15 protein-coding genes are annotated in these 16,616 nt (G+C 63.6%); 8 read left to right on the forward strand and 7 right to left on the reverse strand.

Features of this window, described 5'->3' with window-relative positions; genetic code table 11:
• Positions 1-41: 41 nt before the first annotated feature.
• A complete protein-coding gene (locus ACQKI2_RS16465) occupies positions 42-590 on the reverse strand; it encodes a VOC family protein (RefSeq protein WP_427380712.1) in 549 nt (182 codons plus the stop codon).
• Positions 591-709: 119 nt separating this feature from the next.
• Positions 710-1,810, reverse strand: coding sequence for a 4-hydroxyphenylpyruvate dioxygenase (gene hppD / locus ACQKI2_RS16470; protein WP_427380713.1), 1,101 nt, complete (start codon positions 1,808-1,810; stop codon positions 710-712).
• 95 nt (positions 1,811-1,905) lie between these two features.
• Here hppD and ACQKI2_RS16475 point away from each other — a divergent pair, with 95 nt between their 5' ends.
• Positions 1,906-2,364 carry a MarR family winged helix-turn-helix transcriptional regulator gene (locus tag ACQKI2_RS16475; RefSeq protein ID WP_427380714.1) on the forward strand — a complete coding sequence of 153 codons (459 nt, stop codon included), beginning with the start codon at positions 1,906-1,908 and terminating at the stop codon, positions 2,362-2,364.
• Positions 2,365-2,694: 330 nt separating this feature from the next.
• On the opposite strand, the gene ACQKI2_RS16480 is transcribed toward ACQKI2_RS16475, so the two are convergent.
• Entirely contained in the window at positions 2,695-3,672 is a 978-nt protein-coding gene (locus ACQKI2_RS16480; protein ID WP_427380715.1) for an alpha/beta fold hydrolase, read from the reverse strand.
• Positions 3,673-4,034: 362 nt separating this feature from the next.
• Here ACQKI2_RS16480 and ACQKI2_RS16485 point away from each other — a divergent pair, with 362 nt between their 5' ends.
• From ACQKI2_RS16485 to ACQKI2_RS16505, 5 genes are all read left to right on the forward strand, one after another.
• The gene (locus ACQKI2_RS16485) at positions 4,035-4,400 is read left to right on the forward strand and encodes a BlaI/MecI/CopY family transcriptional regulator (protein WP_035594099.1); all 366 of its coding nucleotides are present in this window, start codon (positions 4,035-4,037) and stop codon (positions 4,398-4,400) included.
• Positions 4,397-6,544, forward strand: coding sequence for a M56 family metallopeptidase (locus tag ACQKI2_RS16490; protein WP_427380716.1), 2,148 nt, complete (start codon positions 4,397-4,399; stop codon positions 6,542-6,544). Before ACQKI2_RS16485 ends, ACQKI2_RS16490 begins: the two co-directional genes overlap by 4 nt.
• 71 nt (positions 6,545-6,615) lie before the next feature.
• The gene (locus ACQKI2_RS16495) at positions 6,616-7,062 is read left to right on the forward strand and encodes a hypothetical protein (RefSeq protein WP_427380717.1); all 447 of its coding nucleotides are present in this window, start codon (positions 6,616-6,618) and stop codon (positions 7,060-7,062) included.
• 16 nt (positions 7,063-7,078) lie between these two features.
• On the forward strand, positions 7,079-7,891 hold the full coding sequence (locus ACQKI2_RS16500; RefSeq protein ID WP_427380718.1) for a 3-deoxy-manno-octulosonate cytidylyltransferase family protein: 813 nt from the start codon (positions 7,079-7,081) through the stop codon (positions 7,889-7,891).
• 3 nt (positions 7,892-7,894) lie between these two features.
• Positions 7,895-8,494 carry a histidine phosphatase family protein gene (locus tag ACQKI2_RS16505; protein WP_427380719.1) on the forward strand — a complete coding sequence of 200 codons (600 nt, stop codon included), beginning with the start codon at positions 7,895-7,897 and terminating at the stop codon, positions 8,492-8,494.
• A 3-nt stretch (positions 8,495-8,497) separates the two neighbouring features.
• On the opposite strand, the gene ACQKI2_RS16510 is transcribed toward ACQKI2_RS16505, so the two are convergent.
• Together ACQKI2_RS16510 and pepN are read right to left on the reverse strand one after the other, a co-directional pair.
• Complete coding sequence (locus ACQKI2_RS16510; RefSeq protein WP_427380720.1) at positions 8,498-10,897, reverse strand: ATP-binding protein; 2,400 nt, start codon at positions 10,895-10,897, stop codon at positions 8,498-8,500.
• Between the two features lie 93 nt (positions 10,898-10,990).
• Positions 10,991-13,612 carry an aminopeptidase N gene (pepN, locus tag ACQKI2_RS16515; RefSeq protein WP_427380721.1) on the reverse strand — a complete coding sequence of 874 codons (2,622 nt, stop codon included), beginning with the start codon at positions 13,610-13,612 and terminating at the stop codon, positions 10,991-10,993.
• A 104-nt stretch (positions 13,613-13,716) separates the two neighbouring features.
• Between pepN and ACQKI2_RS16520 the strand changes: the two genes are divergently transcribed.
• A complete protein-coding gene (locus ACQKI2_RS16520) occupies positions 13,717-14,082 on the forward strand; it encodes a VanZ family protein (protein WP_427380722.1) in 366 nt (121 codons plus the stop codon).
• Here the strand turns inward: ACQKI2_RS16520 and ACQKI2_RS16525 are convergent, their stop codons facing one another.
• Positions 14,083-14,673 carry a hypothetical protein gene (locus tag ACQKI2_RS16525; RefSeq protein WP_427380724.1) on the reverse strand — a complete coding sequence of 197 codons (591 nt, stop codon included), beginning with the start codon at positions 14,671-14,673 and terminating at the stop codon, positions 14,083-14,085. It abuts the gene before it with no gap.
• Positions 14,674-14,878: 205 nt separating this feature from the next.
• Here ACQKI2_RS16525 and ACQKI2_RS16530 point away from each other — a divergent pair, with 205 nt between their 5' ends.
• Positions 14,879-15,994, forward strand: a complete 1,116-nt coding sequence (locus ACQKI2_RS16530) for an acyl-CoA dehydrogenase family protein (RefSeq protein WP_427380726.1) — start codon at positions 14,879-14,881, stop codon at positions 15,992-15,994.
• A gap of 61 nt (positions 15,995-16,055) precedes the next feature.
• On the opposite strand, the gene ACQKI2_RS16535 is transcribed toward ACQKI2_RS16530, so the two are convergent.
• Positions 16,056-16,598 carry a type VI secretion system tube protein Hcp gene (locus ACQKI2_RS16535; RefSeq protein WP_427380727.1) on the reverse strand — a complete coding sequence of 181 codons (543 nt, stop codon included), beginning with the start codon at positions 16,596-16,598 and terminating at the stop codon, positions 16,056-16,058.
• Between the last annotated feature and the right edge of the window lie 18 nt (positions 16,599-16,616).

Raw genomic sequence — 16,616 nt, forward strand, 5'->3', positions numbered from 1 at the left:
CCTCACCCCCGGCCCCTCTCCCAAGGGAGAGGGGAGGAAACTCAGCTCTCTTCCGCAATCTTCTCATGCAGCCAGGCCGCATGCCGGGGCGCCTTCTTCGTCGCGCTCCATTCCTCGATCATCGGCTCGGCGACAGACTTAAGCTGCGCCATCTGTTCCGGCGTGCCGATGTCGGCGGCCAGTTCCAGCCGGTGCCCGTTCGGATCAAAGAAATAGATCGACTTGAAGATGCCATGATGCGTCGGCCCCAGAACATCGATGCCCAGCGACTCCAGATGCGCCTTGGCCGCATGCAACTCCTCAAGGCTGCCCAGCCGCAGCGCAATATGCTGCACCCAGACCGGCGTATTCGGGTCGCGCCCCATCTCCGGCTGCTCGGGCAGCTCGAAAAAAGCCAGCACATTGCCATTCCCCGCATCGAGGAAAATGTGCATGTACGGATCATACGCTCCGGTGGAGGGCACATGGTCCTCGGCAATCGCCAACTGGAAATCCATGCCCAGCGTCTTGCGATAAAACTCCACCGTCTCCTTCGCATCCTTGCAACGATAGGCGACATGGTGAACGCCTTTGAGCTTTGGTGTGGTCATCTCTCCGGTCCTTTTGAGCGCTCACCCTGAGCGAAGTCGAAGGGCGAGCGCGGGCTCACGATATGTCCCGCCAGTCGGCCCATCCTTCGACTTCGCTCAGGGTGAGCCTTTCGGCAGACTTATACTTTTTCTTCCGTCTTCAGAACACCGCGCTGGATCTGATCCCGCTCCATGCTCTCGAACAGCGCCTTGAAGTTGCCCTCGCCGAAGCCGTCCTTATAATCGCCCTTGCGCTGGATGAACTCGAAGAAGACCGGACCAACCTGCGCCTGCGCGAAGATCTGCAAGAGAAGACGCGGGCTGCCGCCCTCGGTCGTTCCGTCCAGAAGAAGCCCGCGCGATTGCAGCCCTTTCACGTCCTCGCCATGCCCCGGCAGGCGGCCATCGAGCATTTCATAATAAGCCGCCGGCGGCGCCGTCATGAAGGGCACGCCCATGGTCTTCAGCTTATCATAGCAGGCATAGAGATCATCACAGATCAGCGCGATATGCTGGATGCCTTCGCCATTGAACTCCCGCAGGAATTCCTCGATCTGGCCGCCGCCGCCCTTGCCCTCCTCATTGAGCGGTATACGGATCTTCCCGTCCGGGGCCGTCAGCGCCTTGGAGGTAAGGCCGGTATATTCGCCCTTGATGTCGAAATAGCGGATTTCCTGGAAGTTGAAGAGCTTCTCATAGAAGTCCGCCCAATACTTCATGCGCCCGCCATAAACATTGTGCGTCAGGTGGTCGATCAGCTTGAAGCCCGCGCCCACAGGGTGGCGGTCCACGCCCGGCAGATATTCAAAGTCGATGTCATAGATCGAGAGTTCCTTCGCCCCGGTGTCATACCGGTCGATCAGATAGATGATCGAATTGCCAATCCCGCGAATGCCGGGAATATGCAGCTCCATCGGCCCGGTCTCCACCTGCACAGGCTCTGCTCCCTGCGCCAGCAGATGATCATAGGCCTTGCGGGCATCCTTCACGCGAAAGCCCATCCCGCAGGCAGACGGGCCATGCTCGCGCGCGAAATACCAGGCGGCGGATTTGGGCTCATAATTGGTGATCAGGTTGATGCCGCCCTGGCGCCACAGCTCCACATCCTTGGACCGGTGGCGGGCGATCTTCGTAAAGCCCATCGTCTCGAAAACCGGCTCCAGAATGCCTTTCTCGGGGGCGGAAAACTCGATGAACTCGAATCCGTCGAGACCTGCGGGATTGTCGAATAGATCAGCCATGGCAAAAGGCTCCATATTGCGCGTGTGGGATATATAGTTTCATATGTAACTAATATCGCCGCGCGCCGCAAGTGATGGATCAAACAGGGTTTCCGATGTCCGAAGTTCCCCCACTCCGCCTCTCCACCTTCCTGCCCTTCCGGCTGTCGGTGCTCTCCAACGCCATCTCCCAGCGGATCGCGGAGCTTTACGACCGCGAATTCGGCCTCTCGATCTGGCAATGGCGCGTCATGGCGGTCACCGCCGACACGCCTGGCATCTCCGCCACCGAAATCGGCCAGCGCACCCAGATGGATAAGGTCGCCGTCAGCCGCGCCGTCGCCGGCCTGATCGAGATGGGCTATCTTGAGCGCCGCCCCTCCGAAGATGACGCCCGCCGCGCCAACCTCTACCTCACCCCCGCCGGCGCCGAGGTCTACAAACTCATCGTCCCCCTCGCCAGAGCCGAAGAAGCCCGCCTCGTCGCCGCCCTCTCCGAAGCCGAACAGGCCGAGCTCACCCGCCTGATGATCAAACTCGCCCAAACCGCCTCCCCCGACCGCGACCTCTGGTGACGGTTGGAGCGCCGTTGGGTTTTTTTCGGGGAGCTTCCTCCAAAAACTCCAACGCCGCAGCCCTCATCTCCCATTACTGCGCAATGGGCCCCTCCTCTCCCTGAGGGAGAGGGGTTTTACGTTGCGCTTGAGGTGAAGTCCCAATCCCTCTCCCCCTGGGGAAGTGCCCAGCAGGGGCGGAGGGGGAGCGGCAAACGCCGACACCTCCTAGATAAAACCTGTGTCCTCCCGGAAATCGCAAAGCGATTGTCCGGGACCTTCTCTCCGCACTTTCCCCAAAACCGGCCGCGCCCCCGCGTTCCGGCCCTCTGTGCTGCAAAAAAAGCCCGCCTACCCTGCCCGGCGCCGTTTCTGGCGCAGGCCGCGCGCTACCGGCGCGTCTTCCTCCAGCGTGAACCGTTCCACCAGCCGGGCGATGAAGGCCGACAGTTGGTCACGGATTTCATAGGGCGCTTCCATCGGCAGGAAGTGGGATGTGCCGCGTACCGCCCGCATCATCAGCGACGGATTCTGCTGGATGATCTGGGCACGCACCTTGTCAGAGATCACCGACTCCCGGGTCGGCCGCATGATGACGATGGGGATCTTGCTCTTGCGCACCTTCTTCAGCGCAGCCCACGGCTTGTGGCGTTGCGCGCCGAAGGTCTTGGCTTCCCATTTCGGCGTGCAGGTCAGCGCCCAGCGCTGGGTTTCGGCGTCCTGCGGGCCGGTGTCCACGCGGTCGATCCCGTCGAGCAGATAGTCCGCCAGGAAAGGTTCACGCCAGGACTGGAACGCCCCCCGCCCGGTGTAAGACGTCAGCGCCTCGCGGAACGATCCGAATTCGCCCCGGCGTTTGCGGGCACGGGAGGCCATCTTGTTGCGTGCAAACAGCCAGTTGAAGGGCGGAAACACATGGTTCCAGAAATAGGTCTTCCGTGAAAGGATCACCGGATCTGCCAGCACGAGGCCCTTCACCAGGTCCGGCCGCTTGCCCGCCACCAGCAGGGCCACGCATCCGCCCATCGAATGCCCGCCCAGAACCACGCCTTGGGGCGCTTCCTTCTCGAGGAACTCGATCACATCGTCCCGGTAGCGGTTCCAGCTTTTCAGGCCGCTTTTGGTGGGGATCGTCGTGCGGCCATGGCCGCGCATATCCAGCGCGCCGATGCGGGCGCGCAGGCCCAAGGGCGCCAGCAGGGACTGATAGGTCATCGCATTAAAGCCGGTCGCGTGGATCCAGATGGCAGCAAACGGCTTGATCGGATCGCCAAACTCGATCCCGGTCATCTCGCCGCCGGATTTCATCTCTTCGCGGAACCGGCGCATCAGCAGCGATCTCCGCCGCGCGCCATCGCCGCTTCAACAAATCCCAGCACCCGCGCCTCCCGGTTTTCTGCTCTCTTTACCGATGGACCGTGTCCTGCGGCCACTCCCCTGCTGACTTTCCGCATATTTGCGGAGGACGCAACCAAATGGCCGGGTTTCTTCACGTTACTCTACTCCACACAACTCGCCAGCAGAAACGCACCAGCTTGCAAAACTCTACAAGAGCGTTTCGCGGAAATGAAGGGACGGGAAGCCGCGCCGCCCATACAGGAAGCAGCTTACGCCGATTTCATATTCCCCCTATTGACCACGCTTGTAGTCAGTCGTATTGACCACGTGTGTAGTCGATAGGGTTTCCCATCATGATGCAGATCTCAGCCGCTGAACTAGAAGTCATGGGGGTCCTCTGGGAGGAACCCGGTCTCGCCGCGTCCGATGTCCATGAGAAGCTGGGCGATGGGAAAGACTGGAATGTCCGCACAGTCAAAACCTTCCTCGCCCGCCTGGTCGAGAAAGGCGCCCTCACCACCCGTGAGGATGGCCGCCGCTATCTCTATTTCCCCGCCATCGACGAGGCCGAATACAAGGCCAAGGCCGCCGGCCAGTTCGTGGACCGTGTGTTCTCCGGCCGCGCCGCACCGCTGGTGGCCCACCTCGCCGACACGCGCGGCCTTACCCATGACGATATCGCCGAACTCGAAAAGCTTCTGGGGGAGCTGAAGAAATGATTATCCAGCTTCCGGACACCTATCTGGCTCATGCGCTTGAAGCGGCTCTGGCCGTTACGCTGCTGATCATCCTGGTGCTTATCATCCGCAAGCCGGTGGCCCGGCATTTCGGCGCCGGCACCGCCTACGCCCTCTGGCTGCTCCCGGTGGCCCGGCTGGCGCTGCCGCCCTTGCCGCATGACGTGCAGACCTCCCTTTTCAGCTGGTTCCGGCTTCCTGCGGCCAGCGATGTGGGTGCCGTCCCGGCCATCACCAGCACCGCGCACGAAACGGTCACCACCGCCTCGACAGTGGCCAGCAGCGCCGCCCCGGCTATCCCGGCCGAAAGTCTCCCGGCTGCCCAGCCGGTCATCACCGAGGCACCGGCCAACCTGGCCGCGCCCGCCCCGCTGCCGGGCCTCCTCGAAATGCCGGACCTTCTGGCTTATGCCGGCATGACCGTCCTTGCCGTCTGGCTCGCCGGGGTTGTCTATGTGCTCGCCCGCAGCCTCTACACCCACATGCAGTTCATGGCTGTGGTAGAGCGGGAAGGCCAGCCGGTGACCGGTCATCTGGAAGCGCTCTCGATTGAAGTGGCCCGCGAAGCTGGCCTCAAGCGGCTGCCTCGGATCGTCACCAGCCTGATCTCCAGCGGTCCCTTCGTCACCGGCCTCTTCCGCCCGGCCGTCGTTCTGCCCGCCTGGTTTGCCGAAGACTATTCCCGCACCGAAGCCCGCGCCGCCATTGCCCATGAGCTGACGCATGTGAAACGCGGCGACCTCTGGGCCCTGCAGGCATCCGAAATCTTCCTTGCCCTGATGTGGTTCAACCCCCTCGCCTATATCGCCCGCCAGGCATTCCGCACCGATCAGGAAGCGGCTTGTGACGCCGATGTGCTGCGCCGCGGCCATGCCAGCCCCCATGCCTATGGCTCGACGCTGGTGAAAGCCGTGCGGATGCAGATGCCCGCCCGCATTGCGCTGACCACCAGCCTGCCCCTCACCCACGCCCTCAAGGAAAGGCTGAAGCTGATGTCCTATCCCGCCCCTGACTCGCGCCGCCGCTGGATCGGATTTGGCACCGCCGTTCTCCTCGGCGCCACCGCCCTTGCCGGCACGGCCTCTGTGGCGGCGGCCGGTGAAAACCACCGCAAGGATCTCAAAATCCAGAATGGCACGCTCTGGCTCGACGGCAAGAAGATCGACAACCGCCAGGTGATCCTGCTGACCGACCCGGTGCAGGGCATCCAGCCCACCCCGCCGGTGCCGCCGGAAGTCAAGGACCTGTCGGCCAGCATCGCAAGAGATGTGGCCGAGTTCACCGGCCCGGAAGTGCTCGGCACCGTCGCCGACATGAGCAAGGACCCGGACTTCCTGGAAATCACCCGCCTCAGCGCCGAGCTTGCAATGATGGGCGCAAGCCTCGGCACCGAAGCGGCCTTTGAAGGCATCTCGATGAACTTCGCCGGCATGTCCGAACAGGAAATCGATGCCTGGGCCGAAGAGTTTGAAGCCCGGATAGAGGCCAAAGCTGCGGCAATCGAAGCGCGCGCCGCTGAGATGGAAGCTCAGATCGAAGCCCGCTCTGCCCGGCTTGAAGCACGTATGGACAAGGCCAACGAGGTTCGCGCCGAGGCACTTGAGCGCCATATAGAAGCCAATGCCGCGCGCATCGAGGCTGAAGCGGCCCGCATCGAAGCCGAAGTCGAGCGCCATTATGGCAAGGATTTCGAAGCCCGGATCGAAGCGCGCACTGCGGTGATCCCCGAGCTGGTCGAGGAGTGCGTCACCCTCAACCTGGCCGATGGTGAAACCCGGATCATCGAGCGCAAGACCGGTGACGGCCTCAGCGTGAAAATCGCCTGCTCCGCCGGGAATAAGGATGTCCTGCGCAGCCAGGCTACGATGGGCTACATCAATTCGAATACCGGCCTCAGCGAGGAAGAGAAGGCCACGTTCCGCCAGCAATTTTCTGCCGGCGACAAGCGCATCTTTACCTTCTCCACCAAGACCAGCACGGACAAAACGCCCGCTGCGCCGATCCCGCCGGCAGCGCCGCAAGCCCCGGCCGCCCCGTCGGAGCTGCTGGGGGAGGAGAAGCATACGAGCCTCTTCCCCTTCTCCCCGGCCCTGCGCCTGAATGAGGAGAGCTGCGGCACGGCCTGAACCAGCGCTTCCCGCGCCCGGCAGTTGCGGCTAGGGTCGAGCAAAAGCTCACTGCCCGGAGGCCCGCCTGCATGATGATCCGCTTTGCCCTGGCTGCTATGGCGCTTGCCTCACTCGGCGCCTGCGCGACCCAGCCTGAGCCCTGCACCACCGAATGGGTGCAATACCGCACTGACCGCATCCTCGGCAAATTCGCCATGGAGAATCGCGGCCTCGTCAATGATCTGCGCCGGCTGACGCGCGAAGATGGCCGGGTTGATCCGGTGCAGAGCGTGATCCTCGCCGCCAAGGCCGAAGACATCCAGCGCTTTGCCCGCAGCTTTGAAACCGTCGTGGTGCCGGAACTGAATTCAGCCATTGCGCAATGCGGGCGGCATGAGAATTTCGTGCCGGCCTTCACCCAGTTCCTGCGCAATGAAGGCGTGCCGGAAGCCTCTCTGCAATGGATCGGCCCGATCCTGGCGATCGTCCAGGCGATGCAGGCGGACGGGCAGCTCCAATCTTCCTCGCGCCCCTGATCTGCGGAGGACGGACATGCAGACCCTGATCGTTGTTCCCGCCCGCTATGGCTCCACCCGGCTGCCGGGCAAACCGCTGGCCAAGATCGCCGGCAAGACGATGGTAAGCCGCGTGGCAGACCTTGCCCGGCGCGCGGCGGCCCAACTCGGCAGAGGCACCGAATGCGTGGTCGCCACGGATGACACACGCATCCTCGAATATTGCCGCGACAATAACATCAGTGTCGTGATGACCGACCCCGCCCTGCCCTCAGGGTCTGACAGGGCCCTGGCCGCGGTTGATGGCCTCGGCATGAGCCCGGACTTCGTGGTGAACCTGCAGGGCGACGCGCCCTTCACGCCCGTGGCCCATGTTGTGGCGGTGGTCAAAGCGCTTGAAAAATCCGGCGCCGACGCGGCCACGCCCTATATCCAGCTGAGCTGGGCCGCGCTCGACCAGCTGCGCGCCCACAAGGCGGAAACGCCCTTCTCCGGCACGACGCTGGTGAGAAATCCCAAGGGCCAGGCGATCTGGTTTTCCAAGAATATCCTGCCTGCCATCCGCAAGGAGCCTGAGCTCCGTAAGCTGAACGATCTCTCGCCGGTCTGCCAGCATGTCGGCCTTTACGGCTTCCGTCTCGACACGCTGCGCCGATATTGCGCGATCCCCGAAAGTTATTATGAGCGCCTGGAGGGGCTGGAACAGCTGCGCCTGATCGAGAACGGGTTTACTGTTCAGGCCGTCGAGGTAAAGCCCGGCCGGATCGCCATTCCCGGCATTGATACGGCTGAGGATATTGCCGTTGCCGAGCGGCTCGTGGCCGAGCTGGGCGAGCCGGACGCAGCCTGAGCCATGGCGCACCTGTTTATCGTCCGCCATGGCAACACCTTCGACAAGGGCGATACCGTCACCCGTGTCGGCGCGCGCACCGATCTCCCGCTCTCCGTCTCTGGCCGCGAGCAGGCCCGCCATCTTGCCGTTCACTTTGCCGGAACGCGCTTCACCGCCGCCCTTTGCTCCACGCTGGTGCGTACCCGGCAGACAGCCCGCGCGATCCTCAGCCAGCGGAGCGACCGCCCGGCCCTGCTGATCGCGCCTTTCCTGACCGAAATCGACTATGGCCCGGATGAAAACCAGCCGGAAGAAAAGGTCGCCGCGCGCCTTGGCCCGGCGCTGGACGCCTGGGACCGGGACGGCACACCTCCGCCGGGCTGGAAGGTTGACCCCGGCGTCCTCCGCGCGGGCTGGCGGGCCCTACTCGCGCGGGCAGCAAAGTTGCCGGAAGACGCCAACGCGCTGGTGGTTACCTCCAACGGCATCGCCCGCTTCCTGCCCGATGTGGTGGACGAAATGCCCGCCGGGCTTGACCGGAAGCTGAAGACGGGGGCCTGGGGCGAACTGATGGTAACACCGGCCCGCAGCGGACTGCTCAGCTGGAACCAGCGCCCCTGATCCTCAGGCCACATCCCGCTGGATATCAAAGCGGAGCGCAGACGGCCCGCCAATCGGCAGCACGAAGGCGACCGTCGTGCCCTCGCCATAGATGGACGAGAGCAGCATCCGCCCGCCATGCATCTCGGCAAAGGATTTGGTGAGGGCGAGGCCGAGGCCCGTGCCCTGATGGTTTCGGTCTTTGGATTCGGCCACCTGCTCGAAAGGCTGGGCAAGGCGTGGCAGGTCTTCGGGCGGAATGCCGATCCCGGTATCGGTGACGCCGAAATAGATGTCGGTGCCCCGCTGCTGCACGCGCACCGTGATGGTGCCGGCATTGTCGGTGAATTTTATGGCGTTGGAGAGCAGGTTCAGCATCATCTGCCGGATGGCGCGGTGATCGGCGTCGATGTCGGGCAGATTGTCTTCGGCTTCGAGCACAAGCTGGATCGCCTTTTCCTCGGCCTTGCGGCGGATCATGCGCATAGCGGCGTCCACCGGGTCGATGGGATCAATCGGCTGTGGGCTGATGGTCATCTTGCCCGCTTCGATCTTGGCCATGTCGAGGATGTCGTTGATCATGTCGAGCAGGTGCTGGCCGGACATCAGAATGTCCTTGGCATATTCCTTGTACGACGGATCACCCAACGGCCCGGCGAGTTCATTCGTCATGATTTCCGAAAAGCCGATCACGGCATTCAGCGGCGTGCGCAGCTCATGGCTCATATTGGCCAGGAACGCGGATTTGGCGAGCGCGGCGCGCTCGGCCTTTTCCTTCTCTTCGGAATATTTCCGGGTGAGTTCATTGGAGTGGCCTTCGGAACGCTCAAGGTCCAGCGCGGCGCGGCGCAGCTTTTCCTTCTGCTTCTTCAACTCGTCCTCGTTGCGGACATTTTCGGTCACATCGATGCCGACCGTGATCAATCCGCCATCCGGCGTGGCGCGCTCTACCATCTTCAGCCAGCGACCATTGCGCAGGGCGAGCATCGTCGTGCGCATATCTTCCTCGGACCGGCGCTCACTGGCCACCGCTCCTGCCCGCGCGATCACCACCGTGTCATGGCTCATGCCCGGCCGCAGCGTGTCCTGCAGGCCGAAATCCAGCGCGAAGGCGCGGTTCCAGTAGAGCAGGCGCTTGCGCGTATCCCAGAGAGCGAAGGGGCCGTTGAAGCCTTCGATGGCGTTGCGCAGGCGGCGCTCGGCCGTCTTCACCCGGTCTTCAGCCTGCTTGCGCTCGGTCGCGTCCATCATGATGCCGCCGAAAACGGTCGTGCCGGTGACAGGATCGGTGGAGACACTGCCGCGCATCTCGATCCAGCGCAGCGGGCTGGTCTGGGCAATGAAGGTCAGGTGAACCCAGCCGATGCTGCGGGCTTTGGAGAAGCCCTCCTTCACATAGCTGCGGCTTTCCACCGGCACGCGGTCGAGCAGCTCCTCAAGCGGCACGCGGCCTGAACTGGCGATGCCGACCAGATCTGCCGCCCCCTCGCTGAGGAACAGGGCGCCGGGGCCCTGATACCATTCCCAATAGCCCGCCCGCGCCCCGCGCATCACAAGGCCGAGGATACGGTCGGACTCCTCATTCCGGGTTTCCTGGATCGCGATCTCCCGCTGGCGCAGGGAAAGCCGCCGTGACAGACCGAACAGCGTGAAGGTGGGCGCGGCCACCAGGAGGGCAAAAATCGCGAAGCTGAGAAGATCAGCCCGCGTCAGCAGGGGTTGCCTGACTGCGACGCAGACTGACAGCGCGCCGCTGCCCGCCAGGGCGCAGGCGGTTGCCGCGCGTGTGCCGCCCGCAGAGATGATCCGGGGACGGGATGTGACTGCAGCCGCTGCGGCCGCCAGGGACGTATCGCCAGACCCGAACGTATTGCCTTCGCCCAGCAGGGTAATCCGGGCCCCTTCTCCCGGCTGGCCAATCAATTGGGAGGCCTGCGTCAGCGCCATGACGGGATTGCGCTCGTCCAGCGCCGTCAGGAAGACGATATCTCCCTGCGCCGAGAGGCCGATCAGGGCGCCTTCTTCCATCATCCGGTTGGCCGCCGCCACGCCCGCGCCAAGGCGGGAGGTTTCGGGCGATTGCGACGCATCGCGCAGGGAGACGATGGCATCGATGCCGGGCGTGAGACTGGCGGTTTCAGCCCGCGGAACACTGCCCCCCTCGGCAATCGAAATGGCGGTTAGGGCAACATTGCCCGCCGCTTCAATCCGCGCGGCCAGGTGGCGGGCTTCGCTCTCGATCTGGCTGAGGCGGCTGGCTTCGGCGGTCTGGCGCTCGTCCCAGGCCTTGAGGCCAAGCGCAAGCGCCAGGAGTCCGAGGATCAGCGGAACCAGAACGCGCAGCCGGCGTGCCTCAGCCTTTGCTGCAGCCGTATCTGCGGCAGCAGCTGGTGTCAGCTGAGAACGGGCCTGCGATCTTGCCAAGGTGGAGCCTGACGCCTGCTACTTCCGGGAAACAGTCAGCCTACCTTTTCCGCCCGAAACATTGACCGCTCGTTAACAAAGTTAGCTGTGGAATTAACCTTTCGCGTCCCCATCGAGGGCGCGGCTGGCAATATCCATTGCATTGGGAGAAAGCCCTGCTGCAACAAGGCGCTTGAGGCATCCTTCCGCCTCTGCGCCTGCCTTGGGTTCCAGCAGGCGCCACTGCTCGAACGCCGTCATCAGGCGCGCGCCGAGGGCGGGATTGGCCTTGTCGGCCGCCAGGATCGTCTCTTCCACCGCGCGGTAGCCGGAGCCGTCGGGGGCGTGGAAAGCGGCGAGGTTCTGCATCGCAAAGGCGGCGACCACCGAGCGCACCCGGTTGGGATTGCGCAGGTCAAAATCCGGATGGGCTATCAGGCGGCGGACATCCTCTGCCGTGCCCAGGCCAGCCTGAACCGAGAACCATTTGTCCATGACAAGGGCGTTCTGCTTCCATCTGGCTTCAAAATCGGCCAGCGCCTCTGCCTTGCCCGCCCCTGCCGAAACCGTCAGCGCACGCAGCGCCGAGAGCTGCTCGGTCATGTTTGGGGCGTTGCGGTAGAGGCCAAGCAGGGCATCAGCCGCGTCACCGCGCCCGCCCAGTAGCATGATAAAGGCCGAACGCAGCGCGCGGATGGACGCCTGCTCTGCGCCCGGATTGTAGGGAGCTGGCGAGGCTTTCGCGAGGGTTTCGGAAATCTCGGAGGCGAGTTCGGCGGCAATCGCGGCCTGCAGCTTGCGGCGGGCGGCCGAGAGGGCGACCGGATCGGCAGGCTCGCGCTCCAGGAACAGCTCGCCCACATCCGGCAGGCGTGTCAGCAGCGCGGCGAAGGCCGGGTCGCCCATTGCGCCGCGAACGGCCTGGCCGATAGCGCCAACAAGGGCCGTATCGGGCGCGGTCTGCGAGCCGTCTGCCAGGGTGAGGATTTCCTCCTTGATCAGCGTCTGCAGACCATCCCAGGTATTGAACGGGTCTGTCTCGGCCCGGACGAGCGCCAACCGCTCATCCCGGCTCAGCGCGCGCTTGAGGCGCACCGGGGCGGAGAAATCGCGGTTGAGGGACACAAGCGGGCGCGCGCTGCCAGCCGGCAGGCGGAACACCATTTCGGCGTGCTCGGTATCCAGCACATAGAGGAACGGCTCTGCCGCGCGGTCAGTAGCGGCGACATGCCCGCCCTTCCCGTCCAGCAGCGCGGAAAGCAGCGGCACCGGCACCGGCTTCTTCACCGGCTGGCCATGGGTGGGGCGTGTGTATTGGGAGAGCTTCACCGTCAGGGTCGAACTCGCCTCGTCCCAGCTTTCCTCCACCGTGATTTCCGGCGTGCCGGCCTGAGCATACCAGCGGCGGAACTGGGAGAAGTCCTGCCCCGTGGCCGCTTCAAAGCAGGCGTAAAAGTCTTCAATCGTGACCGCCTGGCCATCATGGCGCTCAAAATAGAGATCCATGCCTTTGCGGAAATCCTGCGTGCCGATCTGCCTGCGGAGCATCCCGATCAGCTCGGAGCCTTTTTCATACACGGTTGCCGTGTAGAGATTGTCGATGGCGGCGTAATTGTCCGGGCGCACCGAATGGGCCAGCGGGCCGGCATCTTCGGCAAACTGCCGGGCGCGCAGCTTGATCACATCCTTGATGCGCTGGACCGGGCGCGAGCGCATGTCGGCGGAGAAGTTCTGATCCCGGAAGACGGTCAGCCCTTCCTTCAGGCAGAGCTGGAACCAGTCACGGCAGGTGATGCGGTTGCCGGTCCAGTTGTGGAAATATTCATGCGCCACAATGGATTCGATGGCTTCAAAGTCCAGATCGGTGGCCGTGGCTTCATCGGCCAGCACATAGGCGGAGTTGAAGATGTTGAGGCCCTTGTTCTCCATGGCGCCGAAATTGAAGTCGCGCACGGCTACGATGTTGAAGACGCCAAGATCATATTCGCGGCCATAGGCTTCCTCATCCCAGCGCATGGAGCGTTTGAGGCTGTCCATCGCCCAGGCAGCGCGGGCAGCCTCGCCCTTGTCGACATAGATGCCGAGATCGACAGGCTTGCCGCTGGCGGTGGTGAAGCTGTCGCGCAGCACATCATACTCGCCGGCGCAGAGGGCGAAGAGATAGGCAGGTTTCTTATGGGGATCGTCCCATTCGGCAAAATGCCAGCCGCCCTCCAGATCGCCCGCCTCCCCCGGCGTGCCGTTGGAAAGGAGGTGAGGATATTTCGCCTTCTCCGCTTCAATCCGCACACGGAAACTGCTCATTACATCCGGACGGTCGGGATAATAGGTGATGCGGCGGAAGCCGATGGCTTCGCACTGGGTGCAGAAACGGCCGCCAGAGATGTAGAGCCCTGAGAGGGCCGTGTTCTTCTCCGGCGAAATCTCCACCACAGTTTCAAGGGTGAACGGGCCGGAGGGCGGCGCCATCAGCGTCAGCCCGTGATCATCCAGCGCATAGTCCGAAGGCGGCAGGATCGAGAGGGAAGATCCTTCGGGGGCGAGCCGGATGGATTTCAGCGTCAGAGCTTCCCCGTCGAGCCGCATCGGGCCGCTGCCTGCCGGGGTCACCTTCATTGTGGCGCGCACCTGCGTGGTGGCGGGGTCCAGCCGGAACTCAAGGCGGACCTCATCAATCGAGAAGGGATAGGGCGTATAATCGGCAAGGCGGACGGCGACAGGGGTTTCAGTTCGCATCAATCGGGTCTCCGGGAGGGGTGACAGGCCTGCAGGGATACCGGAGCGGGGCTGCGCCGTCGAGGCCCGTTGCCCATGCGGCGGGCCTCTGGCAAAGGGAGGCCATGCGTTATCCTCCCTCTTTGCGGCTGATCCGCAGGCTGGCCGCGTTTGCCGCCCTGATGGTTGCCATCGTTGTTGCCTATCTGTCGCTGATGCCGGTGGATGAGGGCCCGGCGCCTGTCTTTACCGACAAGGTGAACCATTTCCTGGCCTATGCCGGGCTTGCCGCCCCTCTGACGCTCGCCCTGCATCCCAAGCGCTGGCTGAGCGCGGTGATCGTGGCCACGGTTTACGGGATCGGGCTGGAATTTGCCCAGGCGATGGGGGATGCCGGCCGCGAAGGCTCGGTGCTCGACGCGCTGGCAAACTTTCTGGGCGCGATGGCGGGCGCGGCGCTGATCCGTTTCGCGGCGGGCGTGCGGCCCTGATCACTCGGCCGCGGTCGCGGCGGCGGTTTCTTCTTCCAGGCGATAAACAGCCCGCAGGATCTTGGCGCAGCGCGCCGCCACCGGGCGCAGCTCCTCGGGCACATTCTTCGGATTGGCGGCGGCGAACTCGGCAATCTTGCGGGCCACGCGGAAAAGATCGGGCGTATGGGCGATCATCCGGGCCTGATGTTCGACACGGGCCGGGTCGCGGTCATATTCCGTGGCCGGCACCCGCCAGCCGCTGTTGGGCCCGTCATCGGTAGCAACCGCCGGATAGGTGCCCGGTGTCACGCCAAGCTCCACCTGCCCTTCCCCGGAGCGCCATTTCATCAGGCGCCGGACGACCCGCCACTGCTCGATCAGCGTGTCATCCTCGTCGTCTTCTTCTTCGCTGCGCTCCAGGCGGTGCATGGCCTCTTCAGACACAAGCTCATGCGCCTGAAACAGCCGGCCGAGGCCGCAATCATAGGTAATCCGCAGGGGCTCATCCACACCCTTCACCCAATGGGGCACCACCCGCTCGATCGGCACCCAGGTGCCCACCGGCTTGACGTAAACCCGCTGAGACTTGTGAAACAGCGCCTTGGCCATGACGGACGACCCCACCTCGATCAACCCGCATACATGCCAGAGGAGTATGTCGCCGAGGTAAGCACAATCGATCAAATTTCCCCGAAGTCACGGGCGATTTTGTTTCCCTTGGGTCACGGCTTTCCGTGCGCGTAAAGCGCGCTATGGTTTCTCATCAGCGATAAACGAGACACGCCCGCAAGGGCGATTGGGAGCCTGACGCGCCATGAATTTCGATTTTTCCGAAGACCAAAAGTTCCTTGCCAATGAGGCCCGGAAATTCCTTTCGCAGGAATGCACCACGGCTGTCGTGCGCACGGTTCTGAACGATGACAAGAAAGCCTACCACAAGGAGCTGTGGGGCAAGATCGGCGAGATGGGCTGGCTGGGCGCGGCCATTCCGGAAGAGCATGGCGGCCTGGGCCTCGGCATGCTGGAAATGTGCGTGCTGGCAGAAGAAATGGGCCGCGCGATTGCGCCGGTACCGTTTGCCTCCACCGCCTATTACCTGACCGAAGCGGTAAAGCTGGCCGGCAGCGACGGCCAGAAAGCCGCCCTGCTGCCGAAGATTGCTGCCGGCGAAGTGATCGGCGCCTATGCCGCCAGCGAAGGCCCCGGCCATCCCGACGCCGCCAGCCTGAAGACCACGTTCGATGGCAAGACCCTTTCGGGCACCAAGATCCCGGTGACCGATGGCGACATCGCCACCCATGCCATTGTTCTGGCCAAGGAAGGTTCGGGCGCCTCGCTGGTGCTGGTAGACCTCTCCGGCGCCGGCGTTACCCGCAAGAGCGTGCAGACGCTCGACCCGACGCGCAGCCATGCCGAGATCACCTTCTCCGGCACCCCAGCCGAGCGCCTCGGCGGCAAGGGCGAAGGCGAAACGCTGAATGATGAGCTGCTCAACCGCGTGGCCGTTCTGCTGGCCTTTGAACAGCTGGGCGGCGCTTCGGTCTGCCTCGATATGGCCAATGACTATGCCAAGAACCGCTACGCCTTTGGCCGTCCGATCGGCGGCAACCAGGCGATCAAGCACAAGCTGGCCGACATGTATGTGAAGAACGAAGTGGCCCGGTCCAATTGCTATTACGGCGCCTGGGCGCTTTCCACCGGCGCCGCCGAACTGCCGGAAGCCGCCGCTGCCGCCCGCGTCGCTGCGTCGGAAGCCTACTGGTTTGCCTCGAAGGAAAACATCCAGACGCATGGCGGTATGGGCTTCACCTGGGAAGTCGATTGCCACCTCTTCTATCGCCGCGCCAAGCTGCTGAACGTTCAGGCCGGCGCGCCGAAGGTCTGGAAGGAAAAGCTGGTGCGTGCCCTTGAGGCCAAGAATGCGGCCTGAGGCATCTGCCTCTTACGGAAGGACCGGGCGGCAGGAGATGTCCCGCCGCCCGGCGCCCGGATTATTCTGCCGCAGCGGCAGGAACGCCCGGATAATTGTTCGTTCCGGCCGACTTCCAGGTGAGGGTATCTGCCGGCGTGTTGCCCGGGCCGGTGAAGACCTGCAGCGTGGCCGTGTCGTAGGAGATGTCGAAGTTCTCGATCACGGCATTCCCCTCGCCCGAATAGGTCGAGTAGTTGTTGAGCGTGGCATTCGTCAGCTTCCAGACCTGGCGGCCCGGCGCGCCATCGGTGGTCATCGTGATCTGCAGGGACGGAACGCTCGTCGCGTTGATGACATGGCTCAGAACCTTGACGGACGAGGTGTCGAAGCTGCGCGTGACATAGAGCGAGCCGGTGTAGAGTTCGGACCGCTTGGGCTCGACCGGCATGTAGGTTTCCGGGTCATAGACAGGCTGCTGCGAGACGCTGAAGGTCAGGTTGGTGGCAGGAATCTTGGTACCGCCGACATCGATCTCGATACCGGCATGGGCAAGCCCAGCGATCAGCAGAGAAGCCGCTGCGGCACCGATGAACCTGCGAGATTTCGTAACGACTTGCGACATGAGTATCCGTCCCTTTTT

It is taken from the genome of Hyphomonas sp. NPDC076881 (assembly GCF_050269995.1).
GTDB lineage: Bacteria > Pseudomonadota > Alphaproteobacteria > Caulobacterales > Hyphomonadaceae > Hyphomonas.